The sequence below is a fragment of the Bacillus sp. EE-W1 genome, from assembly GCF_009760835.1.
GTDB lineage: Bacteria > Bacillota > Bacilli > Bacillales > Bacillaceae_G > Bacillus_A > Bacillus_A wiedmannii.
The window spans coordinates 378020-402379 of the sequence record NZ_WIPE01000074.1 but is presented as its reverse complement, the minus strand read 5'-3'; the positions used below and the strand labels follow the sequence as shown (position 1 = coordinate 402379).

General features: G+C 35.6%; 27 protein-coding genes and 1 pseudogene. 18 read left to right on the top strand and 10 right to left on the bottom strand.

Going from position 1 to position 24360, the window contains the following annotated elements:
* Nucleotides 1-11 precede the first annotated feature (11 nt).
* The gene (locus GFJ36_RS21325; protein ID WP_060488342.1) at nucleotides 12-494 is read left to right on the top strand and encodes a GNAT family N-acetyltransferase; all 483 of its coding nucleotides are present in this window, start codon (nucleotides 12-14) and stop codon (nucleotides 492-494) included.
* 99 nt (nucleotides 495-593) lie between these two features.
* On the top strand, nucleotides 594-1457 hold the full coding sequence (locus GFJ36_RS21320) for a LacI family DNA-binding transcriptional regulator (protein WP_060488343.1): 864 nt from the start codon (nucleotides 594-596) through the stop codon (nucleotides 1455-1457).
* Between the two features lie 23 nt (nucleotides 1458-1480).
* Here the strand turns inward: GFJ36_RS21320 and GFJ36_RS21315 are convergent, their stop codons facing one another.
* Nucleotides 1481-2800, bottom strand: a complete 1320-nt coding sequence (locus tag GFJ36_RS21315; protein ID WP_060488344.1) for a Na+/H+ antiporter family protein — start codon at nucleotides 2798-2800, stop codon at nucleotides 1481-1483.
* Between the two features lie 131 nt (nucleotides 2801-2931).
* Entirely contained in the window at nucleotides 2932-3930 is a 999-nt protein-coding gene (locus tag GFJ36_RS21310; RefSeq protein ID WP_048546285.1) for an alpha/beta fold hydrolase, read from the bottom strand.
* A 121-nt stretch (nucleotides 3931-4051) separates the two neighbouring features.
* Between GFJ36_RS21310 and GFJ36_RS21305 the strand changes: the two genes are divergently transcribed.
* On the top strand, nucleotides 4052-4528 hold the full coding sequence (locus tag GFJ36_RS21305; RefSeq protein ID WP_097889638.1) for a ribbon-helix-helix domain-containing protein: 477 nt from the start codon (nucleotides 4052-4054) through the stop codon (nucleotides 4526-4528).
* A 122-nt stretch (nucleotides 4529-4650) separates the two neighbouring features.
* Here GFJ36_RS21305 and GFJ36_RS21300 read toward each other — a convergent pair whose 3' ends face one another.
* Nucleotides 4651-6240, bottom strand: coding sequence for a bifunctional metallophosphatase/5'-nucleotidase (locus GFJ36_RS21300; RefSeq protein WP_097889639.1), 1590 nt, complete (start codon nucleotides 6238-6240; stop codon nucleotides 4651-4653).
* A gap of 200 nt (nucleotides 6241-6440) precedes the next feature.
* Here GFJ36_RS21300 and GFJ36_RS21295 point away from each other — a divergent pair, with 200 nt between their 5' ends.
* The 3 genes and pseudogenes from GFJ36_RS21295 (at nucleotide 6441) to GFJ36_RS21285 (ending at nucleotide 8247) form a co-directional block, all read left to right on the top strand.
* On the top strand, nucleotides 6441-6704 hold the full coding sequence (locus tag GFJ36_RS21295; protein ID WP_157349735.1) for a YqkE family protein: 264 nt from the start codon (nucleotides 6441-6443) through the stop codon (nucleotides 6702-6704).
* A 68-nt stretch (nucleotides 6705-6772) separates the two neighbouring features.
* Nucleotides 6773-7297, top strand: coding sequence for a GrpB family protein (locus GFJ36_RS21290; RefSeq protein ID WP_088064353.1), 525 nt, complete (start codon nucleotides 6773-6775; stop codon nucleotides 7295-7297).
* 121 nt (nucleotides 7298-7418) lie between these two features.
* A pseudogene (locus tag GFJ36_RS21285) lies at nucleotides 7419-8247 on the top strand (aldo/keto reductase).
* Nucleotides 8248-8276: 29 nt separating this feature from the next.
* Here the strand turns inward: GFJ36_RS21285 and lolS are convergent.
* On the bottom strand, nucleotides 8277-9191 hold the full coding sequence (gene lolS / locus GFJ36_RS21280) for an aldo/keto reductase (RefSeq protein WP_088064351.1): 915 nt from the start codon (nucleotides 9189-9191) through the stop codon (nucleotides 8277-8279).
* 53 nt (nucleotides 9192-9244) lie between these two features.
* Nucleotides 9245-9373, bottom strand: coding sequence for a Z-ring formation inhibitor MciZ (mciZ, locus tag GFJ36_RS21275; protein WP_000870295.1), 129 nt, complete (start codon nucleotides 9371-9373; stop codon nucleotides 9245-9247).
* Nucleotides 9374-9447: 74 nt separating this feature from the next.
* On the opposite strand from mciZ, the gene GFJ36_RS21270 reads away from it, so the two are divergent.
* Complete coding sequence (locus GFJ36_RS21270; RefSeq protein ID WP_000067040.1) at nucleotides 9448-9987, top strand: NUDIX domain-containing protein; 540 nt, start codon at nucleotides 9448-9450, stop codon at nucleotides 9985-9987.
* A 24-nt stretch (nucleotides 9988-10011) separates the two neighbouring features.
* Here the strand turns inward: GFJ36_RS21270 and GFJ36_RS21265 are convergent, their stop codons facing one another.
* A complete protein-coding gene (locus GFJ36_RS21265) occupies nucleotides 10012-10563 on the bottom strand; it encodes a GNAT family N-acetyltransferase (protein ID WP_000803489.1) in 552 nt (183 codons plus the stop codon).
* A gap of 155 nt (nucleotides 10564-10718) precedes the next feature.
* On the opposite strand from GFJ36_RS21265, the gene spoIIM reads away from it, so the two are divergent.
* The 9 genes from spoIIM (at nucleotide 10719) to corA (ending at nucleotide 18814) form a co-directional block, all read left to right on the top strand.
* On the top strand, nucleotides 10719-11336 hold the full coding sequence (gene spoIIM / locus GFJ36_RS21260) for a stage II sporulation protein M (protein WP_223261357.1): 618 nt from the start codon (nucleotides 10719-10721) through the stop codon (nucleotides 11334-11336).
* 106 nt (nucleotides 11337-11442) lie between these two features.
* Nucleotides 11443-11898: a ferric iron uptake transcriptional regulator gene (gene fur / locus GFJ36_RS21255; protein ID WP_000392655.1), complete on the top strand. Its 456-nt coding sequence runs from the start codon at nucleotides 11443-11445 to the stop codon at nucleotides 11896-11898.
* Between the two features lie 103 nt (nucleotides 11899-12001).
* A complete protein-coding gene (locus tag GFJ36_RS21250) occupies nucleotides 12002-12232 on the top strand; it encodes a YqzK family protein (RefSeq protein WP_001250432.1) in 231 nt (76 codons plus the stop codon).
* Between the two features lie 6 nt (nucleotides 12233-12238).
* A complete protein-coding gene (gene xerD / locus GFJ36_RS21245; RefSeq protein WP_000390083.1) occupies nucleotides 12239-13129 on the top strand; it encodes a site-specific tyrosine recombinase XerD in 891 nt (296 codons plus the stop codon).
* 143 nt (nucleotides 13130-13272) lie between these two features.
* Nucleotides 13273-14016 (top strand): FixH family protein, encoded by a 744-nt coding sequence (locus GFJ36_RS21240; protein ID WP_137013664.1) that lies wholly within the window; start codon nucleotides 13273-13275, stop codon nucleotides 14014-14016.
* 442 nt (nucleotides 14017-14458) lie between these two features.
* Nucleotides 14459-15643, top strand: a complete 1185-nt coding sequence (gene deoB / locus GFJ36_RS21235) for a phosphopentomutase (RefSeq protein WP_048546267.1) — start codon at nucleotides 14459-14461, stop codon at nucleotides 15641-15643.
* Nucleotides 15644-15655: 12 nt separating this feature from the next.
* Nucleotides 15656-16477 (top strand): purine-nucleoside phosphorylase, encoded by an 822-nt coding sequence (locus tag GFJ36_RS21230; RefSeq protein ID WP_001078444.1) that lies wholly within the window; start codon nucleotides 15656-15658, stop codon nucleotides 16475-16477.
* A gap of 7 nt (nucleotides 16478-16484) precedes the next feature.
* Nucleotides 16485-17789: a pyrimidine-nucleoside phosphorylase gene (locus GFJ36_RS21225; protein WP_087985129.1), complete on the top strand. Its 1305-nt coding sequence runs from the start codon at nucleotides 16485-16487 to the stop codon at nucleotides 17787-17789.
* A 62-nt stretch (nucleotides 17790-17851) separates the two neighbouring features.
* On the top strand, nucleotides 17852-18814 hold the full coding sequence (gene corA, locus GFJ36_RS21220; RefSeq protein ID WP_060488448.1) for a magnesium/cobalt transporter CorA: 963 nt from the start codon (nucleotides 17852-17854) through the stop codon (nucleotides 18812-18814).
* A 34-nt stretch (nucleotides 18815-18848) separates the two neighbouring features.
* On the opposite strand, the gene GFJ36_RS21215 is transcribed toward corA, so the two are convergent.
* Complete coding sequence (locus GFJ36_RS21215) at nucleotides 18849-20138, bottom strand: NCS2 family permease (RefSeq protein ID WP_060488352.1); 1290 nt, start codon at nucleotides 20136-20138, stop codon at nucleotides 18849-18851.
* Between the two features lie 134 nt (nucleotides 20139-20272).
* Nucleotides 20273-20944, bottom strand: a complete 672-nt coding sequence (locus tag GFJ36_RS21210) for an SIMPL domain-containing protein (RefSeq protein WP_001161447.1) — start codon at nucleotides 20942-20944, stop codon at nucleotides 20273-20275.
* A 159-nt stretch (nucleotides 20945-21103) separates the two neighbouring features.
* Between GFJ36_RS21210 and GFJ36_RS21205 the strand changes: the two genes are divergently transcribed.
* Nucleotides 21104-21523, top strand: a complete 420-nt coding sequence (locus GFJ36_RS21205) for a MarR family winged helix-turn-helix transcriptional regulator (protein WP_001003308.1) — start codon at nucleotides 21104-21106, stop codon at nucleotides 21521-21523.
* Between the two features lie 102 nt (nucleotides 21524-21625).
* A complete protein-coding gene (locus tag GFJ36_RS21200; protein WP_000820916.1) occupies nucleotides 21626-22171 on the top strand; it encodes a hypothetical protein in 546 nt (181 codons plus the stop codon).
* 17 nt (nucleotides 22172-22188) lie between these two features.
* On the opposite strand, the gene GFJ36_RS21195 is transcribed toward GFJ36_RS21200, so the two are convergent.
* Both GFJ36_RS21195 and GFJ36_RS21190 read right to left on the bottom strand, forming a co-directional pair.
* Complete coding sequence (locus GFJ36_RS21195; protein ID WP_088608114.1) at nucleotides 22189-23253, bottom strand: ABC-2 transporter permease; 1065 nt, start codon at nucleotides 23251-23253, stop codon at nucleotides 22189-22191.
* Nucleotides 23254-23291: 38 nt separating this feature from the next.
* On the bottom strand, nucleotides 23292-24356 hold the full coding sequence (locus GFJ36_RS21190; protein ID WP_157349734.1) for an ABC transporter permease subunit: 1065 nt from the start codon (nucleotides 24354-24356) through the stop codon (nucleotides 23292-23294).
* Nucleotides 24357-24360: the final 4 nt, after the last annotated feature.

The following is a 24360-nucleotide window of genomic DNA, read 5'->3' as shown; positions in this document are numbered from 1 at the left end:
AGAAATAGGAAATGGTGTATATACAAAAAATTACGCCAGCGATGAAAGAAACAATCCGAATGTTCATGTGTGAGAACTGGGGGAGTTCATTGATGGTTTCACGTGGTAAGGGGCATCAGTTAGAAGAGTTGCCAGGATTTGTTGCGCTCTTGGATGACAGAATAATCGGAATTATAACGTATGAAGTGACCGGAAATATTTGTGAAATTGTATCGTTAGATAGCTTTGAAGAAAGAAAAGGAATAGGGACGAAACTTGTAGATTGTGTATTACAATTTGCAGAAGAAGAACGGTGCGGGCGGGTTTGGCTCATAACAACAAATGATAATATGAATGCGTTACGTTTTTATCAAAAACGTAATTTTGTGATGACTAATTTATATGTGAATGCAGTGGAAGAGGCACGAAAAATAAAGAAAGAAATTCCGCGTATCGGATATGATAACATCCCAATTTTACATGAAATACAGTTGGAGTATCGTTTAATAAATTGATGTAACAATTTTCAGAAATATAAGTTATTAACCTTGACGAATATTGTAATTTAGGTTACCGTAAAATTGTAATCTATTACCATATTAAGGGGTGACGATGTGGCAACTATACGTGATGTTGCAAAATTGGCAGGTGTTTCAGTCGCAACCGTTTCACGAGTTATTAATGAAAAAGGATACGTTCATGAGGACACAGTAAAACAAGTAAAGGAAGCAATTGGGGAATTACGTTATAGGCCAAATAATGCAGCAAAGCCATTATTTAAAGAGAATTCAACGATAATTGCATTACTTGTAGATAATCTATATGACCTATCAAACATCCCTTTGCTACATTGTATTGAGGAAATAGCATATAAAGAAGGATATCAAATCATTGTTTGTAATATAGAGAATAAAGATAGATACATATATATGTTGAAGGAAAATAACGTTGCAGGTGTTATTTTAACAAGATCCGTTTTTAAAAGTATAGGAGAAATTCCACTTCCGTTTGTTGTGATTGATGAACAAAAATCCCATGCAAATTATTATGAAAGTGGACAAAGAACGGTTTCTTTATTAAAAGAAAAAGGCTGTCAATTTCTTGCTTATTTCGATGAGGGAGAAGATAGTGAAGAAATGGAAGAGCGCATATCAGGATTTTTAGACGCTGTTTGGGAGGAAGGGATCTCTTATCGAGAAGTATGTGTACAAGGGTATACGAATAAACAGTTTATTACATTCTTACAAACTTACCCGTATATAGATGGAATTGTAACTTCAAGTGAAAAGGTTACTTTTGAGTTAATTCAAGCAGCGAAAAATTTCAATATCCGTATACCGGATAAGTTGAAAATTATTGGACCGAACGGGAGCATAGACAGTGAATGGATAGGCTCGTCACTCATGAAAATTGAAAGTTGCGCCGAAGAAAATGGGAAAATAGCTTTACAACAATTAAAAGAAAAAATAAAAAAGTAAAAGGTGCGTATAAAACGCACCTTTTATAATGTAATTGCGGCAATAAAGCCGAATATAAGTAACGGTATATTATAATGCAGAAAAGTTGGTACACATGTATCCCATATATGATGGTGTTGACCATCAGCATTTAAACCGGATGTTGGCCCAAGTGTACTATCTGATGCTGGAGATCCCGCATCGCCTAGCGCTCCAGCTGTACCGATAATTGCAATTGTGGCCATTGGACTAAATCCAAGCTGCATGCAAAGAGGCACAAAAATTGTTGTTAAAATAGGGATGGTTGAAAAGGATGAACCAATTCCCATCGTAACGAGAAGTCCAATCACAAGCATAAGAAATGCAGCGAGTGGTTTGTTATTTCCAATTATATGTGCACTCGTTTGCACAAGAGATTCAACATGTCCTGTTTTTCGAAGAACAGCGCCAAATCCAGCGGCAGCGATCATAACAAAACCGATAAAGGACATCATGCGCATTCCGCTTGTTAATATCGCATCTGCTTCTTTAAGAGGTAGACTACCACTTACTGATAAGACGATAATCCCCGCTAAAGCACCGAAAATCATTGATTCTGTTGCTAATTGAACAGTTAATGTGGCTATGATAGATAACAATCCGAAAGTAATGCTACGTTTTGTATAGGGAACGATTTCATTTGAGGTAGTATGAACTTGTTCTGTTTCATACGTACGAGGTTTCCGGTACGTAATGAATACCGCTACACATAATCCAATAATCATACCGATTGCTGGAATAGTCATTGCTTTTGGAATAAGTGCGACATCAAATGTAAGACCACTTTGCGCAGCATTTGTTTGCAATACGTCATGATAAATTTTTCCGAACCCTGCTGGAATCCACATATAAGGAGTAATCAATCCGAATGTAATAATACATGTAACAAGTCGGCGATCCACTTTCAGCTCATTTAATACTTTTAAAAGTGCTGGAATTAAGATAGGGATGAAAGCGATATGAACAGGAATCACATTTTGTGAGAAACAAGCCATCGTTAAAATGATGAATAAAATAAGTATTTTAGAATAAACTTGTTTTTTCGTGTCTTGTTCATTGCCAATCCATTTTAGTGCAGTTTGAATCATGGCATCTGGAAGTCCTGTTTTGGAAAGGGAAATAGCGAAACCGCCAAGCATTGCATAACTTAAAGCGATTGGAGCACTGTTTCCAAGGCCAGTTGTAAAAGTGTTAATAGTTTCTGAAATACCGAGTCCACCGATAATTCCGCCTGTTAAAGCTCCAACAATGATGGCGACAATGACCTGGACACGTAACAAACTAAGCAATAGCATAACTGCTACTGCGACGAGTACAGCATTCATAATAAATGTAATCTCCCTAAAATTTTATTGTGTTAAGGCAAGTAAATATGAAGCACTTTGCTAGATTTATACATAGTTGCGACATATTATTATAAATTGTTTTCTATGAAATGTAAAAGAGCCTTTTGTTACTAATGTTGAAAAGCTAGCTCTTGTTTAATTGATTGTAAAGAATTGGCGAATAATTCTGGTTCTTCTAAATCAGGAGAATGTGCTGAATTTGGGAACCAAATCATTTTTTTTATGGGGGCTTCTATCACATCACAATATTCCTGAACGAGAGCATAAGGAGTTTGATAATCATAGCGACCAGAACAAAAATAAACCGGAATAGATAAGCTTGAAATAGAAGAAAAGAAATCGATTGTCAACATTTCTTCCCATAAAACGCCAGATTTTAAATTTCCTGCGAGAAACTTGAACCAATCTAATAGCGTATATTCAGGGGAAAAGAAGCCTTTTCGTATGAAAGAAAAGGAAGATCCGTTTTGGATTGCTCCGCCGAATGTGCCAAGCCACTTTCTTTGAATAATAAGGCGTCTTGTATCTAAAAATGGTGGTTTGCCTAATTTCAAAAGGGACGCTAATGCTTTTTTATGATCATGTTTTTTTGCAGAACGAATTAAATGCTGATATAGCAATTCTTCGTTTTGTTTCATATGTACAATCTGCCCAATACCGATGTAAGCCTCGATATACTGTGGATATTGATGTGCTATGTTAAGCCCAATAATGCTTCCCCAAGAATGACCAGCGAGAAATAGTTTCTGTTTATTGAACTTTTTAAGTACATATTGAATCACTTCTTTTGCATCGGAAACGAATTGTTCGATTGTAAAATTTGCTCCGAAATCTTTCATTGAAAAGGATTTACCTGCCCCGCGCTGATCCCAATTAATAACGATGAAGTGTTTCTCCAATTCTTTTTGAAAATGACGAATAAATCCAATTTGTGCCATGCCAGGTCCGCCATGACAGCATAATAAAATTGGCTGCTCTATGTTTTGCCCGCGCATAAGGAGAGTTTGTTTTCGATTATGGATCATAACGCTTTCCATCGTAGCAATACTATTAGGAATGAGTTGTTTATTTTCATTATAAAACTGTGGGGTATAGCTACGAAAAAGCATATGGAAATCCTCCTTTTCTGAAATCGTATGAATCGCACAGGCTATTCGTTTTGCATATACTGTTAGAAAATCATTGTAACATACCATACTAGTGTCATTTCAACACGGGAGGAGGGAAATTGTGACGATTGGAGAAATTATAGATTGCTTAAATAGACGTGAATCCATCGCTATTATAGCAAAACGTCTTGAAATAAGCCCATATACATTATCAAAGAAATTAAGATTGATTGGATACGAATATGATGGAGAACAGAAGAAACGTATTTTTGTAGGAGATGGAGAAGAACCGCGTCACTTACAACTCCAAGAAGCGACAGCCCTTCAATATGCGACAACGGATTATCAATTATTAATTTATGAGCAATTACAAAGTATTTATGAGTTATTAAGAAAGAGAGAAGAAGTAATTGTGCCCATTATGAGTATAAGTACAGAAAAAAAGAAACGTACCTTTTCTATTAATAAAGAAATATTAGCAAAACTAGACATTATATCAGAAGCGAAAGGAATTCAAAAATCTAAACTTGTAGAAGAGGCGTTACAACAATTTTTACAACAATATGATTTTAACCAAACATCACATTTTGATAACTAAAGAAAAGGATACTATGTTCATTGTAAGAACGAGTATCCTTTTTAGGTTTTACTAATGTTGTGGATTAAGTATAAGTGCGTATCCTTTACAATAAAAATCTGGGTCGCATATTAGGGAAATACTTAATTTATCTTTTGAATTCTTCCATCAATAACTGGCTGAATTGGTTCTTTTAATTGTTTTACATAATCGACTAGCGCTTCAAAGTCGTTTGGACCAGTTTCTGAATTCTTCCCATTTTTAAATGATACGAATCCGTCACCGCCAGAAGCTAAGAAAGCATTCGCAACTACGCTATACGTTTTAGATGGAGATAACTCTTCGCCATTTGTTAAGCGTATATTCGTAACCTTTTCACCGCTTGGTTTATTTGCATCCCACGTATATTGAATACCTGAAATTTGAAGCATTCTTGTTGTTCCTTTTTGCCATTGTTGATTTAAAATGTCGCGAATATCTTGACCTGTTAAATCTACTTTAATCAATTGGTTTCCAAAAGGCTGAATGCCATATAATTCGCCCCAAGTAATATCGCCAGCATCTAAGTCATTACGAATGCCACCAGGATTCATAAGTGCGATTTGAGCTTGCATCGTTTGACGCTGTGCGTCGGCAATTACATTCCCAAGAGTAGATTCACCAGCATCATTTTGTTTACGGTCGATAGGTGCTGTAGATTTTCCTACAACTTCATTTACAAGTGGTGCGATTGTTTCTTTATATTGATCTATTTTTTGTTTTACTTGTTTATCAGGTTCCACACCTTCATGATATGTTGTAATCACTTCAGCTTTTTTCTTTACAATATCTTTTGTTTTACGATCAATTGTTACATCTACGTCTGAGAAAGCTGTTCCATAAGAGTTCGCTTGGACGATTAGTTTATTATTTACAGTACCATTTACATACGTGTGACTATGTCCACCGAAAATAACATCAACTTCCGAGTCTGTTTCATTTGCAATTCGAGTAAGGTCTCCATTTGTCACGCCAGACTCATCAGTTGTTCCGCCGACATGGGCAAGGACGACGATGGATTTAACACCGAGACGCTTTAATTGTTGCGTTGTTTTATTAATTGCTTCTACTTCGTCAGTGATCTGTACATTTTTAAGCATAGTAGGCATCACGACATTTGGCGTATCAGTTGTAACAACGCCAATGAATCCTACAGGAACACCATCTACCATTTTTACAGTAAATGGTGGTAAAAATAAGCGACCAGTTGATTTGTTATAGAAGTTAGCAGCGACATAAGGGAAGTTAGCACCTTTGAAATTACCTGTTTTCTCGTGATATCCACCGTAAATGAGGCGTTTCATTTCATCGATACCTTCATCAAATTCATGGTTTCCGATTGTACCAACATCGAATTTTAAGTCATTTAAAAATTCAATTGTTGGTTCATCTTGTAACAACGCTGAAACTGGTGGACTAGCTCCGACAATATCGCCAGCATGTACGAGAAGTGTATTAGGGTTTTGTTTTTTACGTTCTTTTAAATAAGTAGCTAAGTACTCAGCGCCACCAGCTTCTTTGTTATTAATTTTTTTAACAGTATCTAGTTGTCCATGGAAATCATTAATACCAAGCATTTGTACGTCTACGTAGCGGTTTTGTTCAGCTGGAGTCTGGGATGGGGGAGCGGCAAATACGCTTGAAAAAGTAATGGTGCTTAAAACGGCAACAGCAGGAATGATTTTTTTCCACATAATTTAATTCTCCTTTTTTATAATCTGACATCATACGACATAATTTTAATAGATTCATAGGATTATATCTATATAAAAATTTAGTTTTTTCGAAAAATTAACATATTTACAAAAAGTGAATGATAGAGTAACGAACCTTTTTTATTGTCGAGTTCATTGTATATCTACTATAATGGAGAAAAAAGTAAAAGGTGAGTAGCATGAAGAAAAAGAAACAAAGACAAATGCAAAGACAATCGCAAGTGAATAGACCAGAGAAAGAGTCGCTTACATTAGGTGATCAATTAAATGATTCACTCATGCAGCAATTAAAGAATAAGAAGAAAGAATTGCAAGTGAGAGAAGAAGAAAAAGAGGCAGCTGAACTGGAAAGAAAGCGCCGAGAACAAAAAGAACGTGAAAAAAATAAATCATTTGAAGAACTGTTAAGTGAAAGTAGCCTTACTTGGAAAAACTTTAAATAATATAAAAAATGATCAGTGCATACCGCTGATCATTTTTTTGACGAGCTTGTAAGAAAAGGGGAGTTTTAATGAGAAAAATTGTAGTCGTTCCGCATGAAAATCATTGGAATGAAAAATTTCAAATAGAGGCCGAACGATTAAAATCGGCGATGCCAGAAAGGGTGAAAGTCCATCATATTGGAAGTACATCAGTGCCAGGACTGGCAGCTAAACCAATTATAGATATGATTATGGAAGTAGAGTGTATCGACAGAGTAGATCATTGGAATGAACGTTTTGAAGAGCTTGGTTATATCGTAAAAGGGGAAAATGGTATTTCAAGACGTCGTTATTTTATTCATGGAACTGAGGAAAAACGCTCGTATCACTTACACGTTTTTGAAAAAGGAAATCCTGAGATAGTAAGGCATTTAGCGTTTCGTGATTATATGATGGCTCATTGTGAAGAAGCAGAGGCATATGCAACCTTAAAGAAAGAATTAGCCGAAAAATATACATATGATGGCACGTTATATACGGAAGGAAAAAATGAGTTTGTGCGTAGTGTTGATGAAAAAGCGAAAGAATGGAGAGAAGGAAATATGAATAATTGAGTTTGCGTTTTAGTGTATAAAATTATTATGTAAACTGTACATATGTTTTGACTTTTTGGTTGAATCTTGTTGAAATAAAGTGGTAGCTTATAAAAAATGTAAGAATGAAAGGGAGACGACTGTGCACATTCCAACAACTACACTTCATAATGGCGTAAAAATGCCGATGATTGGTCTAGGCGTTTATAAAGCGAAAGAAGGCGATGAAGTAAAACCAAGCAGTAAAAACAGCGTTAGAAGTTGGATATCGTTCGATTGATACAGCAACTGTATATGAAAATGAAAGCGGTGTCGGAGAAGCGGTTCGTGAATCAGGGATTCCGAGAGAAGACATATTTATTACAACAAAAATTTGGAACGACGATCAAGGATACGAGGAAACACTTGAGGCGTTTGAAAAAAGCTTAAAGAAATTACAAATGGACTATGTAGATTTATATTTAATACATTGGCCAATAAGAGGGAAGTATGTCGATACGTACCGAGCGCTAGAAAAACTGTATGAAGAAGGTAAAGTGCGCGCAATTGGTGTTTCAAATTTTCATAAACATCATTTAGAACTGTTATTACCAAATTGTAAAGTGAAGCCGATGGTCAACCAAGTGGAACTTCATCCGATGTTAGCGCAATTTGAATTGCGTAATTTCTGTCAAGGTGAGCAAATTCAAATGGAAGCATGGAGCCCATTAATGAGAGGCGGGGAAGTATTCGAGAACCCGATTATTCAGGCCATTGCTACGAAATATGAAAAAACACCTGCGCAAGTTATATTAAGATGGGATATTCAGAGCGGGGTAGTGACGATTCCTAAATCTGTTACACCATCTCGCATTAAGGAGAATTTTTCTATCTTTGATTTTTCATTAACGGAAGAAGAGATGACTCAAATTAATACGTTAAATCGTAATTTACATGTAGGAACGAATCCGGATAAATATGATACGCTATAAAAAGACGCTACCAGTATGGTAGCGTCTTTTTAACGATGTAAAGCGTAAGTATCACATTTAGCAATTTGCTGAAGTTGTATATATTGAGCTGTTGTTAACTGTGTTTGTTTACTAGCCTGGCCATTTTCTTTCAATTGCCCAATAGAGCTTGCACCAGGTATAACAGCTGCAACAGTTTCGTTATGTAAGCAATATTGAATAGCTGTTCCTGTTAAAGAGCTTTCTCCGATTATTTCTTTTACATTCGCAAGTGTCGCATATAATTCATCGTAAGAATAAGAAAGATAATTCTTTTCTTTTACTCTTTCTATCTTTCTTGCATTATTATCAGTTAAAATTCCTTTTGCAAGTGGCCCACGAGCAATAATGCTAATTTGATGTTCACTTAGAAGTGGGAACCATTCTTCAGGGCGACGATTTAAAAGGCTATATTCCATTAGCACACTAACGATATTGGAACGTTTAGCATATTCACGGATAACATTTGGACGTATAGAAGAAATACCGTAATGACGAATAATACCTTCTTTTTTTAATTCTTCAAAGGCTTCAATTGTTTCATCTATTGGATCTTCAATCGTCCCGCCGTGAAGTTGATAAAGATCAATATAATCAGTTTGAAGTCTACGTAAACTTTCTTTCACTTCAGCCTTTATGTAACTTTTAGAAGGATCCCAAGACCACCCGTTTTTTTCTTCTGTCCATCGATTTCCAACTTTTGTTGTAAGAACAATTTGGTCTCGTTTCCCTTTTAAGGCTTTTCCAACAAATTCTTCGTTTAATCCATAATCATATAAATCCGCTGTATCAAAAAAATTGATTCCTAAATCGATTGCTTCATCGATAATACGCATAGCTTCTGTTTCAGATGTACCGAGAGACATACAGCCAAGTCCCATTTCTGTCACAAACAAATCTGAGTTTCCTAATTGACGTTTTTTCATAGGTCAACCTCCTTACCTTTATTGTACGCAAGGGAAAAGAGGTTGACAAACGTTTACTTTTTATTTGCTGTAATCCACTCTTGTACAGTTGTATACTCTTTTCCATATTGTTTTAGCTTATGGCGAATTTGCCATGCTTTTCCGACTAAAGTGACGCGATTTGGTAAAATATAAACTTTCATTTCTATCACGCTCCTTTCAATGTGGTAAAATGTATGAGGAAAGAATAGGAAATAGAACAGGGAGATGAAGTAGTATGAGTAATCTTGCAGAGAGAACAGTAAAAACTGAACCGATTTTTGATGGTAGAGTTATAAAAGTTCGTGTTGATGATGTAGTATTACCAAATGGAGCAATGAGTAAACGTGAAATTGTAAATCACCCTGGTGCAGTTGCTATTATTGCTATTACTGATGAGGGGAAAATTGTGCTTGTCGAGCAGTATCGTAAAGCGCTTGAAAAGGCGATTATAGAAATTCCGGCCGGCAAGTTAGAACCTGGTGAAAAACCTGAGGTGACAGCAGTTCGTGAATTAGAAGAGGAAACAGGATATGTATGTGAAAATATGGAGCTTATTACTTCTTTCTATACATCTCCAGGATTTGCAGATGAAATTTTATATGTATATAAAGCGACAGGTTTGACGAAAAAAGAAAATAAAGCCGAGTTAGATGAAGATGAATTCGTAGAATTGATGGAAGTATCGTTAGAAGAAGCGATTATTCTTATGAAAGATCTTCGTATTCATGATGCGAAGACGATGTTTGCAGTACAATATTTACAACTACAAAAATAAACACTCGCCAAAGGCGAGTGTTTTTTAATTGATTTTTGCGTATACGCGTGCATCACGTAAGCTACCATCTGGTGCTATAAAATCATTTTCCATTGTACCTTCTAGAATAAATTCTAAACGTTCTGCTAGGTTACATGCATTTGCATTTGTTGCATCAGTACGAATTTCAATTCTTCTAGCACTTAGCTTATCAAAGGCAAATTGAATGGCACCTTTAATGGCTTCAGTCATATAGCCTTGTTTTGTATAAGCACTATGCAGCCAGAAGTGAAGTGAAAACTTTGGAATATCCCAGTTTTCAGGCTTGAGCGTTATAGCTCCGATGAATGTACCAGATACTTTATCGTATAAGTGAAAATCAAGTGTTTCACGAAGTAAAAACTGCCCGTGAGCGTTACGAACGATTTCTTCAGCACTTTCTTCTGTTTCAGCGTTAATTGGCATCCACGGTACTAAGTCTTCTAGAGAAGCTTGGATTGCTTCATACACTTCTGCACCATCACCTGGAAATGGCTTACGAACTTGTAAGCGTTCAGTTTGAAATAATGTTGGAAAATCTAATAATAATGGTTTCAAGAGAAATCCCTCCTATTCTCTACTTTTTAGTTTAGCAAAGTAGAGCGGAATTTCAATGTTAATTCGTCATACTTTTTTCTTTCTTTCATACATTTTTAATAAGAGTGTGAACGGAGGGAAGAAAAATGTGGAGAAAAACTTGGCAAGACCGTGTAATGTCTCACATACAGGAAAACTCTTCATTATATATATTTAACGCTGTTTTATTATTGATGGGAGTAATATTTGGGGCCATTCTTGTAAATAGTTTACAATTAAATCAAAAACAAGATTTATCATTTTATTTACAACGTTTTTTTGGACAAGTTTCTAAAGGAGAATTTGCTGTTGCGAGCGAAATGTTTCGAGAAAGTTACTTTTCGCAATTAAAATACATTGGATTTATTTGGATTTTGGGGATTTCAATTATTGGATTGCCACTTATTTTTATTTTATTATTTGTAAAAGGAGTAGTTGTCGGATTTACAGTAGGTTTTTTAGTAAGTCAGCATGGATGGAATGGATTATTATTAGCATTCGTTTCTGTATTGCCACAAAATCTCATTATTATTCCAGTATTTCTCGTTATGACAACAATTGCTGCAAGCTTTTCCTTACGCATGATTAGACATCAATTTATTCGGAAAATAACCGAACCGCTATTACCATTATTAATTCGTTATACATGCTTCTTTCTTGTAATCGGAGTAGTGTTAGCTCTTGCTTCTAGTGTAGAAGCTTATGCATCACCAGTTTTAATGAAAGAAGTCGTTGAGGCTATTAATAAACAATAAATACTTTTTGAGAATAATTATCAATTTGTTTTTATTGTTTTTCTTTTGACAGAAGCCCTTCTTCTGATATAATGGTGTAAGAGTGGCGAGGAGGGAGTAGTACCGAATGGAAGAAAGAATTGAACGAATTAAGAAGCAATTACATGCAGCGAGCTACAAATTAACACCGCAACGTGAAGCAACAGTTCGTGTGCTGCTAGAAAATGAAGAAGATCATTTAAGCGCAGAAGATGTTTACCTCCTTGTAAAAGAAAAGTCGCCAGAGATCGGATTAGCAACCGTCTATCGAACTTTAGAACTATTATCTGAGTTAAAAGTTGTCGATAAGATTAACTTCGGAGACGGTGTTTCACGCTATGACTTACGCCAAGAAGGTGCGCAGCGTTTCCACCATCATTTGATTTGTACACAATGTGGTGCTGTACAAGAAATACAAGAAGATTTACTTGGTGAAGTGGAAAGGAAAGTAGAACATGACTGGAGCTTTAAGGTGAAGGATCATCGTTTAACATTCCATGGGATTTGTAAAAATTGTCAAGAAAATGAAACGGATGAAAAATAACCTTTTCCTATTTAACTAGGAAGAGGTTTTTTATTTGAATAAGGTATAAATTGGTGAAAGCTTGGCATATGTTGTAATAACTTATATTTTGGAGGAATTTACAATGCGCCGAGCTTTAAAATTAACTTTTGATGGGATAAAAGTATTTTTATTATTTACAAGTTGTACGATTTTGTTTTATTTCGCTATACTATGGATAAATGAAGAATATGAAAGCTATCATCGTTATGAAAAGCCAAAAGAAGAGACTGTAGAAAAAGTATCAGGGAATGAAGAGCCGGCAAAGGATGCTTTCGTAAATAGAATGATGTTTTTCTATGAAAATGGGGAGTAGTGTAGATTGGAAGATCAATTAAAAGATTTTATTCATTATATGGTTGTCGAAAAAGGGCTAGCGAAAAATACAGTAGTATCTTATGAACGTGATTTAAAAAGTTATGTAAAGTATTTGCAAAATGTAGAACAGGCGAAAAGCTTTCATGAAGTAACACGCTTGCACATTGTTAATTTTCTGCAGCACTTAAAAGAAAACGGAAAATCTTCGAAAACATTAGCACGTCATATTGCATCGATTCGTTCGTTTCACCAATTTTTACTTCGTGAACGGGCGGTAGAGCACGACCCATCCGTACATATTGAAACGCCGCAAGGAGAACGGAAATTACCGAAAGTACTATCAATCGATGAAGTAGAGGCGTTACTTCAGACACCGAAAATGACGAGTGCTTTTGGGGTTCGTGACAAGGCGATGCTAGAGTTATTGTATGCAACAGGACTTCGTGTTTCGGAATTAATTGCCTTAAATTTAGAAGATGTACATTTAACGATGGGATTTGTTCGTTGCATAGGGAAAGGGAATAAAGAAAGAATTATTCCACTAGGAAGTTTAGCGACGGAAGCGATTCAAAAGTATATTGAAAAGGGAAGAAGAGAATTGATGGGGAAAAAAGTAGTAGATGCACTCTTTTTAAACCATCATGGGAATCGATTATCAAGACAAGGATTTTGGAAAATTTTAAAACGATTGGCGAAAGAAGCAAATATTGAAAAAGAGCTTACACCGCATACGTTGCGCCATTCTTTTGCTACGCATTTATTAGAAAATGGAGCAGACTTGCGTGCTGTGCAAGAAATGCTTGGACATGCAGATATTTCAACGACGCAAATTTATACGCATGTTTCAAAAGCTAGATTAAAAGATGTATATAAACAGTTTCATCCGAGAGCATAGTTACTATGCTCTTTTTTCATAGATTCAAAAGGCTACAGTACTTCACAAAAACTTCACAAACATTTCGTACATTGTTTTCAGCAGAAGACTAGAATATTACAATGTATTTCCTCTATACTAAATAAGGTATGAAGGAGGAAATGATGATGAAAAAACTTATTATGACTTTATTTATCGCGATGCTAGCATTGGCTGGCTGTAATACAAACAAAGAAGAACCGAAAAAAGAACAGAAACTAGAAGCTGTAAAAGTAGCAGTTCAAACAAATCCGAAAGAAATTAAACCTGGTGAAAAAACAGAAGTACAAGCACTTGTTACACAAGGAAAAGAAAAAGTAACAGATGCTGATGATGTAAAGTTTGAAATTTGGAAAGCTGGCGACGAAAAGCACGAGATGTTAGATGGTAAGCATAAAGGAAAAGGTGTTTATGCAGTAGAGAAAACGTTCGAGACGGATGGAGTATACCATATTATCGCTCACACAAATGCACGTGAAATGCATGTTATGCCAGAAGTAAAAGTGGCTGTAGGAAATGCGAAAGTAGAAGATGCGAAAAAAGAAAATAGTCATCACGGTGCAGGGCATGGCGATCATAAAAGCGATACAATGATCCATCTTATGGCTGGTGATATAAAAGCAAATGCTGAATCGACTATGAAAGTTCATTTAAAACAAAAAGAAGAAGCGTTAACTGGTGCTGAAGTACAACTTGAGATTTGGAAAGATGGTGTTGAAAAACACGAATTTATTCCAGCGAAAGAAGGAAATAAAGGAGAGTATGAAACGAAACATACTTTCAAAGAAAATGGTTCTTACAAAGTGAAAGTTCATGTTAAAAAAGGCGAACTACATGAACATAAAGAAGAAACAGTAGAAGTAAAATAAAAAGCAGCTCTTTAGAGCTGCTTTTTATTTTTATTCCGTAAACGTCCAATTGATGAGGGCTTATAATCAGTGGAGAAGAACTAAACTCCTACTAATCAAAGTTTCACTTTATATGAAGAAATAAATCATAAAATAATTAGCACTTATTTGCATAATGGATTACAATAGAAGTGTGAAGAAAATGAGAAATTCTACGAAAATGTATTAAAAAGAAAGCGTAAACATGTTATGATATCTGTATCAGATGTCTGACATCTGACTTAGAAAAAACTAGAAATGTTTTTGAGTCGTTTCGAAGTAAACGAAATAGGTTAGAGAATCAATTAAAGAAGTACTGTTTGACAATGAGAACGAAAGAGAATTCTTATGGAGAACAGTTTCACTTTATAGCGTTTTGAACATACTACAAGAAGTAGAACTGAACTTATAGGAGGTCGCAGTTATGAATAAATATAAACGTATATTCCTAGTCGTAATGGATTCTGTTGGAATCGGTGAAGCACCAGATGCTGAGCAATTTGGTGATTTAGGATCTGACACAATTGGTCACATTGCTGAACATATGAATGGGTTACAAATGCCTAACATGGTGAAATTAGGTCTTGGTAACATTCGTGAAATGAAAGGTATCTCTAAAGTAGAAAAACCACTTGGATATTATACAAAAATGGAAGAGAAATCTACTGGTAAAGATACAATGACAGGTCACTGGGAAATTATGGGTCTTTACATTGATACACCATTCCAAGTTTTCCCTGAAGGCTTCCCGAAAGAATTACTTGATGAATTAGAAGAAAAAACAGGTCGTAAAATCATCGGTAATAAACCAGCTTCTGGAACTGAGATTCTTGATGAGCTTGGTCAAGAGCAAATGGAAACAGGATCTTTAATCGTTTACACTTCTGCTGATAGCGTATTACAAATCGCAGCACACGAAGAAGTAGTGCCGCTTGATGAGTTATATAAAATTTGTAAAATTGCACGTGAATTAACATTAGATGAGAAATACATGGTAGGTCGCGTTATCGCTCGTCCATTCGTTGGTGAGCCTGGAAACTTTACACGTACACCAAACCGTCATGATTATGCATTAAAACCATTCGGCCGTACGGTAATGAATGAATTAAAAGATAGTGACTACGATGTTATTGCTATCGGTAAAATCTCTGACATATATGATGGTGAAGGTGTAACTGAGTCACTTCGTACGAAGTCTAATATGGATGGAATGGATAAGCTTGTAGATACATTAAATATGGACTTTACAGGTCTTAGCTTCTTGAACTTAGTTGACTTTGATGCATTATTTGGACACCGCCGTGATCCACAAGGGTACGGAGAAGCTCTGCAAGAGTATGATGCTCGTCTTCCAGAAGTATTCGAAAAACTAAAAGAAGATGATTTATTATTAATTACAGCAGACCACGGTAATGATCCAGTTCACCACGGTACTGATCATACACGTGAATATGTACCGTTATTAGCATATAGCCCAAGCATGAAAGATGGCGGACAAGAATTATCAATTCGCCAAACATTTGCTGATATTGGTGCAACGGTAGCAGAAAACTTCGGCGTGAAAATGCCAGAACACGGAACAAGCTTCTTAAACGAGCTAAAGAAATAGGGGGATAAACAAATGAATCGTGAACTTATTACAAAATCAGCTTCATACTTAAAAGAGAAATTTCAAGAAACGCCACAAGTAGGACTAATCCTTGGATCTGGACTAGGTGTATTAGCAGATGAAATCGAGAACGCAGTAACAGTACCTTACAGTGAAATCCCTGAATTCCCAGTATCAACTGTAGAAGGTCATGCAGGTCAACTAGTATTCGGTACACTTCAAGGTGTAACAGTAGTAGCAATGCAAGGACGTTTCCACTTCTATGAAGGATACGACATGCAAAAAGTAACATTCCCAGTTCGTGTTATGAAAGAACTAGGTGTAGAAACAGTTGTTGTAACAAATGCAGCTGGTGGTGTAAATACATCATTTGAGCCAGGCGATCTTATGTTAATTTCAGACCACATTAACTTCATGGGTACAAATCCATTAATCGGACCGAATGATTCTGAAATGGGCGTACGTTTCCCTGATATGTCTACATCATATACGACAGAACTTCGTGAAATGGCGAAACAAGTTGCAGCGGACTTAAATATTAAAGTACAAGAAGGTGTATACGTTGGAATGACAGGTCCTGTATATGAAACACCTGCTGAAATTCGTATGCTTCGTACACTTGGCGGAGATGCAGTTGGTATGTCAACAGTACCTGAAGTAATTGTAGCGCGTCATGCTGGTATGAAAGTACTTGGTATTTCTTGTATTTCAAATATGGCAGCTGGTATTTTAGATCAGCCACTTCATCACGATGAAGTAATCGAAACGACAGAACGTGTTAAAGCTAACTTCTTAGCATTAGTAAAAGCAATCGTAAAACAAATGAAGGGGTGACCTCACAATGAGAATGGTGGACCTAATTGCAAAAAAACGTGACGGACATGCACTAACGACAGAAGAAATTAACTTTATTGTTGAAGGATATACGAATGGTGATATTCCTGATTACCAAGTAAGTTCACTTGCAATGGCAATTTTCTTCCAAGATATGAACGATCAAGAACGTGCTGATTTAACTATGGCAATGGTAAATAGCGGTGATACAATCGACTTATCAGCTATTGAAGGGGTAAAAGTAGATAAGCACTCAACAGGTGGTGTTGGTGATACAACAACACTTGTGTTAGGTCCATTAGTAGCCGCTTTAGGTGTACCGGTTGCAAAAATGTCTGGACGTGGGTTAGGACATACTGGTGGTACAATTGATAAATTAGAAGCAGTTCCAGGATTCCATGTTGAAATCGAAAATGATGAATTCATGCGACTTGTAAATGAAAACAAAATCGCAGTTATTGGTCAAAGTGGAAACTTAACACCTGCGGATAAAAAGTTATATGCACTTCGTGATGTAACGGCAACAGTAAACTCAATTCCGCTTATTGCAAGTTCGATTATGAGTAAAAAAATTGCTGCTGGTGCAGATGCAATTGTTCTTGATGTAAAAACTGGAGCAGGTGCATTTATGAAAACAGATGAAGATGCAAAACGTTTAGCAGAAGCAATGGTGCGCATTGGTAATAACGTTGGTCGTAATACGATGGCTGTTATTTCTGATATGAGTCAACCACTTGGTGAGGCGATTGGTAACGCACTTGAAGTACAAGAAGCAATTGATACATTACAAGGTAAAGGACCGAAAGATTTAGAAGAGTTATGTTTAACGCTTGGAAGTCAAATGGTATACCTTGCTGGACAAGCTTCATCTTTAGAAGATGCACGTGAGAAATTAATTGAAGTAATGAACAACGGTAAAGCGCTAGAATCATTTAAAACGTTCTTATCAGCGCAAGGCGGCGATGCTTCTGTTGTTGATGATCCTTCTAAATTACCACAAGCACAATTTAAAATTGAAGTAGAAGCGAAGGAAGACGGTTATGTATCAGAAATCGTTGCAGATGAAATCGGAACAGCAGCAATGCTTTTAGGAGCAGGACGTGCGACGAAGGAATCTGAAATTGATTTAGCAGTTGGCTTAATGCTTCGCAAAAAAGTAGGGGACAGCGTGAAAAAAGGTGAATCCCTCGTTACAATTTACGCAAACCGTGAAAATGTGGACGATGTAAAAGCAAAAATTTATGAGAACATGAAGATTGCTAACGAACATGTAGATGCACCAACGTTAGTGCACGGCATCGTTACCGAATAATAAAAAAGGGCCAAGGAGTATTTCTCCTTGGCTTTTTTTGCTATTTTTTGTTTATAATAATAATGGGTGAAATTATGATTAGAATTTGTGCAATAACAAAAACAGATGAAGTATTATATGATGTTTCGCTAGAAGAAACAACGAAAGACCATATTGTATGGTATTGGCTAGATTTATATAAGCCAACGAAAGAAGAGTATACATACATTTTGCAAGATCATTTTAAGTTCCATCCCCTTGCAATTGAAGACTGTATAGAATATGTACAGAGACCAAAAGTTGATTTTTATGATGGATATAACTTTTTAGTTCTTCATGCATTTGGTGAGGATGGATTAGAACCGCACGAGATTGATTTATTTATTAGTGATCGTTTTATTGTTTCTTTCCACTTTTCTCATAACAATGCAATCGAAAGAGTGTGGAAAACACTTGGGGAAAAGAAGCGTATTAAAAATAGTCCTTTACACGTAGCGCATACAATTATCGACCAAATTGTAGATGACTATTTTGCGCCTGTATATTACATTGAGGATCATTTAAATGCAATTGATGATAATTTAACGGGTGAGACAGCAGGAAGTGTATTAGAAGAAGTATTTGATATACGTACAGATTTATCGAAGCTAAGGCGCACAATCATTCCGATGCGTGATTTATTGTATCGTATTTTAAATTCGACTCGTTTTTACGGTATAAGTGATCATGAGATTTATTTTAAAGATATACATGACCATTTGCTTAAACTGACAGAAATGATTGAAGCAAGCCGCGAGTTAACGGCAGATATTCGGGATAGCTATTTTTCATTAAACTCACATCATATGAATAACATTATGAAAACATTAACTGTATTCTCGACTATTTTCATGCCATTAACATTTATTGCGGGAGTATACGGAATGAACTTTACGCATATGCCAGAGCTTGGTGGACAATATAGTTATTTTATTTGTCTACTTCTAATGGCGCTAATTGGCGGTGGGATGATGGCTTGGTTTTATAAAAAAGGATGGTTTAAGTAAAAAAACACCGAGGAAAATTCCTCGGTGTTTTTACTTAACCAATAGCATGTAATACGAACATGGCTAAGAATAAGCATGTAACGATATACATAGACGGTGCGACTTCTTTACGCTTTCCAAGAGCAACTTTTAAGATAGGATAAGCAATAAATCCGAACGCAATGCCATCAGCGATACTATATGTGAGCGGGATCATGACGATAATTAAGAACGCTGGAAATCCTTCTGAAAAATCGTTCAGAGGAATTTGCTGAATGCTTGTAATCATCAGGCCGCCAATAATAATTAAGATTGGTGCAATGGCACTATCAGGAATTAGTTTCACAAACGGAAGTGCAAACAGTGATGCGAAGAATAACAACCCTGTAACGATAGACGTCAGACCTGTCTTTCCGCCTGCAGTAATACCTGCAGCACTCTCTACTGTTGATACGGTAGGGCTTGTGCCAAATAGACCACATGTCATTGCTGAAATTGCATTGGCTTGGTAAGCACGTGGGAATTTACGGTCATCTTCTAATAAACCGTGCAGAAGTCCCATGTTCTCAAAAATAAGCACCATGCTTAAGGAGAATGTTGCAATCCAAAACGGTAAGGAAGAAAGTTTGCCAAATGACATAGCTCCAAACACATCGCCGTAATTAGCGAATGAGAATGAACTATTTCCGATTTGACTTGTATCAACAAGACCAAATAGCCATGCAATACCAGTTCCTATTGCAATCGTCCATAAAAAGCTTCCACGTACGTTACGAATAAATAGTACAAGTGCAACGATAAGAGTAAGTAGTGTCGCAAGAACGACAGGGTTACTTAATTTACCCATTGCAACAGCAGTATTTGGATTCGAAACGACTAAACCACCTTTTTGCAATCCGATAAATGCTAAAAATAATCCGATGCCGACAGTAATAGCTTCCTTTAATGACTTTGGAATCGATACTGAAAGCAAGCGAGCGATTGGTGTAAACGCAGCAATTGCAAAAATAATACCAGAGATGAAGACAGCTGCTAATGCTTCCTGCCAAGCTAATCCGAGCGTATGCACAGCAGTGTACGTGAAGAATGCATTTACGCCCATACCAGGGACAAGAATAGCAGGTGCATTTGCCCAAAATGCCATGAGCAGACATCCGACAAATGAACTGAAAACAGTTGCTAAAATTCCAGCTTCAAGAGGAATGCCAGCATCCGATAAAATTGATGCATTTACAATCATAATATATACGATTGTGAAAAATGACGTAACTCCAGCTAAAACTTCTTGTTTTGGTGATGTTTCGTGTAAACCTAATTTAAATGTTCTTTCAAGTATTCCTTTCATGTTAAACCTTCTTTTTCATATCCCTCTCCCACCCGTGATATCTCTTTTGTAAGAGCTCACCGTCCTTTATTATATCAGAACATCATGTTTTTACAACAAGGAAAATGATAACGTTTACTTATAAAAGAAATTATTTATAAATACGTAAAAATGGCTCGTATTGTTGAAATGATTTCTAATTCTCCTGATTGAATGGGCGGAGCTGCTTGCGCATGTAAAGTAGCATAGGACGTCACTTCCCGTGGTAATTGGGCGGATTCTTCAACGAATGAGAGTGGAACTGGATTAATGTTTAAATTGTATGTACTCGCAATAGCACGAGCTTTTTCTACCGCTTGTTGCAGAGCTTGAATAAGAGCTTGCTCATAATATTTATTTGGATGAGATATTCGAAAACGTAACCCTTTTGCTAAGTTTGCTCCATTTGAAACGGCTATATCATATACTTCCCCTGCTTTTTGTACATTTAAAACGGTAATTTCATACAAATGTTCCACACGATATCCTTGTAGTAATGCTTTATCATTTACATATTCGTACTGGGGCGTAATCGTATATGAAATGGTTTCTATATTTTTTTCGGCAATACCTAGTTGTTTTAGTGCATCCAATAATTGTTTTGATTGCACTGCATTCTCTTCTTGTGCCTGTTTTACATTTTTATGATCTGTACGAATACCAATCGTTAATATAACAACATTTGGTTTTGCTTTTACAACGCCTTCACCTTGCACCGTAATGGTAGCTTCTTTACCAGTATTAGCTGTACGTACGTTGTGTAAATAAGGATTCATTCCACCTTGCATCTTCCATCACCATCCTTATTTATATGTATATGTGTGAACAAAAAAGAAATTTGTATGAAAAAGTTACATAAATGAGAATGTTAAAGAAAGAAAGCATATACAATAAGGGTATTTATAGATTATAATATGTGTAAATATGATAAAAAAGGGACGAGGCTAGTGAACGAAAAAAGAGAAACACTGATTTTAGAGTTATCCGGATCATTTCGAAAGATGATACGTTTATTACAAAATGATATTAATACACGTTTTGCAGAACATATGCCATACAATGAATTTTCTGTATTACGCGCGTTATTTTTAAAGAGTCCACAGATGGCTTCGCAAATTGCGAGTGAAGTAAACGTAACCTCTAGTCATATTACAGCTGTTACTGATCGTCTCGTACGAAAAGGGTTTGTAGAAAGAAAGCGTTCAAATTCAGACCGTCGTATCGTGTACCTAGAAATTACAGAACACGGAAGAGAAGTAACTGAAAAACTTGAAGCTGTGCGTAAAGAATATTATAAAGAGAAATTTAAAGGTTGGAGCGACCAAGAAATCGAAATGGTGTTAGAGCTATTTGGCCGCGTATTATAATAAATGAGGATAGGAAGCGAAAGCTTTCCTATCCTTTTTCTTTTGAATAAAAACATTTTGAAACTCCAATACTTTAATTAAAAAGAATCGGAGTGAAAAATTATGAAACGTATTTGTATGCTTTTCATTATGATTGGAAGTTTTTTCTGCTTTAATCAATTCGTGGACGCTGCAACGCCTCTTCAAGTCGTTCAGAAAGAATTACAACATATTTCAAATAAGCAACCTGTTTTATATTCAAAACTATGGATTCGTTCTATGCAGAATGCTATTTTATTTCATCATAGTGATAACATTCGGCATGAAGATACGATAAGCAATGTGACAAAGTCTTCTCTTATAAAAGTAAAACAACTTCCACTTCAGAAAGCATCACAGTACATCCCGAGATTATCGCAATATATTTCTAAGTTTGAAGCTGAGAATGTGCAAGTGTATTATGTTGCAGCTCGTTATGAAGTGAAAAAAGAAAATCCGTATCAGTTAAATGGCATGAATTATTTTATGCAAGTGTTTATTCAACAAGGAGGAGAATGGAGAATTGCTGAAAGCATAGTTGCTCCAACAGATCAAATCGTGGCAAATGGTGACGGCTTTGGAACGAAGCAAGAAAAAGAGTATGGGAAAAGAAGAGAGAATGTGAAATAACCTCCTTTTGAAGGAGGTTATTTCGTGCGAAGTAAAAATTTTTTATTTATGAAATAGTTAAGTACTACATAGCTAAATACTCCTATTATTATGAATCCAGCGTAATAACTTAATATTGGATCGTTTTTTTCACCTGTTAACCAGCCTCCTAATAGTGCGAAACATATCGTGACACACGGTATAAATAGACGTTGTAGTTTAGTGAATAATAATAGTTTACCGTTATTTTCATTTTTTGTCCGATTATAGAAAAATACTCCTAATGGTAAAAGAAAAAGAATATATAGAATCGGAGTGATAAGTTTCCAGGTGGGCTGGAATTGGTGTTGCACCGTAACGGATTCTTTTAGATTATTAATGTTTACTTCTTTTACTTTTGGATTAAATGTATAAGATATATAAGTATTATTAGTAGGTGCAAAAACTTCAATGTTCTCTACATATGATGTGTAATTCGCTTTCTTAAGGAAAAATTCAGTTGTAGATATATTTGTGTGAATCCAAGTGAAATGAAACAGCAACATGCTTAGTCCAGATGGTAATATAATAAAAACTAAGCTTAATATACTATGTGAAATGACATTACCAGCAATTGTTCCTATAAAAATTGCTATTGTAAAAATCGCAATCCATGTAATGGTAACATAACATAATAATGTAAGTATTGGCCCGAAGGATTGATATTGGTTAAACAGATTAACCGTTAGGATAAAATACATTAAGATGATATTAAGGCTCATTATGAATATAATTACAATTGTCCCGAACAGCCATTTAGAAAGAAAAAGTTCTTTTCTCGTGAATGGCATTGCGAATAACAGATGATCTGTTTGATTTCGTTTTTCCCAACTTATTAATGAACAAGCGAGTAATATGAAAGTTGGAATGAAGGGGATGATAAGAGTATCCCCATTTAAACTATAGCTGAAATAGTTATCTTGGTTTGCTGAAAGACTTGTTAGTTGAATCTGTAAATCATTAAAATAGCTAATAGGTAAAAACCAAAAACTACTACAAGCAAAGAGTAAAAGAATGTACTTACTTTGCTTGTAATGATGTAACCATAAAGCCTTATAAAACATGTTATTCCTCCAATGCCCAACATGTGATTATGTTGAATTTAGTTAATATTCCAAGTAAACTTCCATTTTAATATTTTTGGCAGGAAGAAATATATAATTAAACTAGTAACTAAAAATCCGATGTAAAAGCTGGACAATGAATGCGCGCGACTTAGCATTAAGCCTCCAACGATTCCACCAAAGAAAATCGCACAAGCCATAACTACTTTTTGTAGTTTCGGATACAATAAGTAGTTACCATTTCGCTCATTGACTGAACGGGCATATAAATATATACCGAGTGATAATAAAATAATAATATGTGCAATAGGTGCAATCAATGTTTTTGCCGGCGGGATTGTTGTAAAGTTTGGTTCATTATGACGTACTCCATCCTTATCAGTATAAGCGTTTTGAGGATCGTAATTAAAGCTAATAGTAAACTCTTCTGCTGGACCAGAAATACGTATGTTTTCCATAATATCATGTATACTGCCATTGTTCTCATGAAAGTCGGCATTCGAGTGAACAGCAATGACTCCTGATATTAGAGATGGAAGTAACACTGGGAAGATTAATATAGCTGCAGTAAGAAATCCTTGCGATATAATATTCCCTGCAATTGTACCTACACATAAGGTAAGTGTATAAATAGCGATTAATACAATTAACATGTATATAAAGTAACTATGAAAAGGGGAAAATACTTGATATTTATTATGAAAAGTTAACTTTTTCATAATAGCAAATAGCCCCCAGTTTAAAACGACAACAGCGGCGATATTACAGATTCCAAACAACCACTTTGTTATATAAAGGTGTGAACGTTTAAATGGCATAGACCATAACAAGTTGCTAGCGTTATTTTGTCTTTCCCATCCAATTAACGTACAAGCTAGAACGATTAGCACACTACCTAACAGCATGATAGAATCTAGAAGTGTTAAATCAAAACTGTAATGATATATAACTTTCCATTTTTTATTCATATTTAGAAAATATTGCTGTTGAATAGAAGTCATATAGTATTTATATGACAAAGTATAGAAGCTGACGAGCCAAAATAACCATACAACATATTTACTTTGTTGATATGTTCTTAGCCATAGTGCTTTTTGAAACATAGGA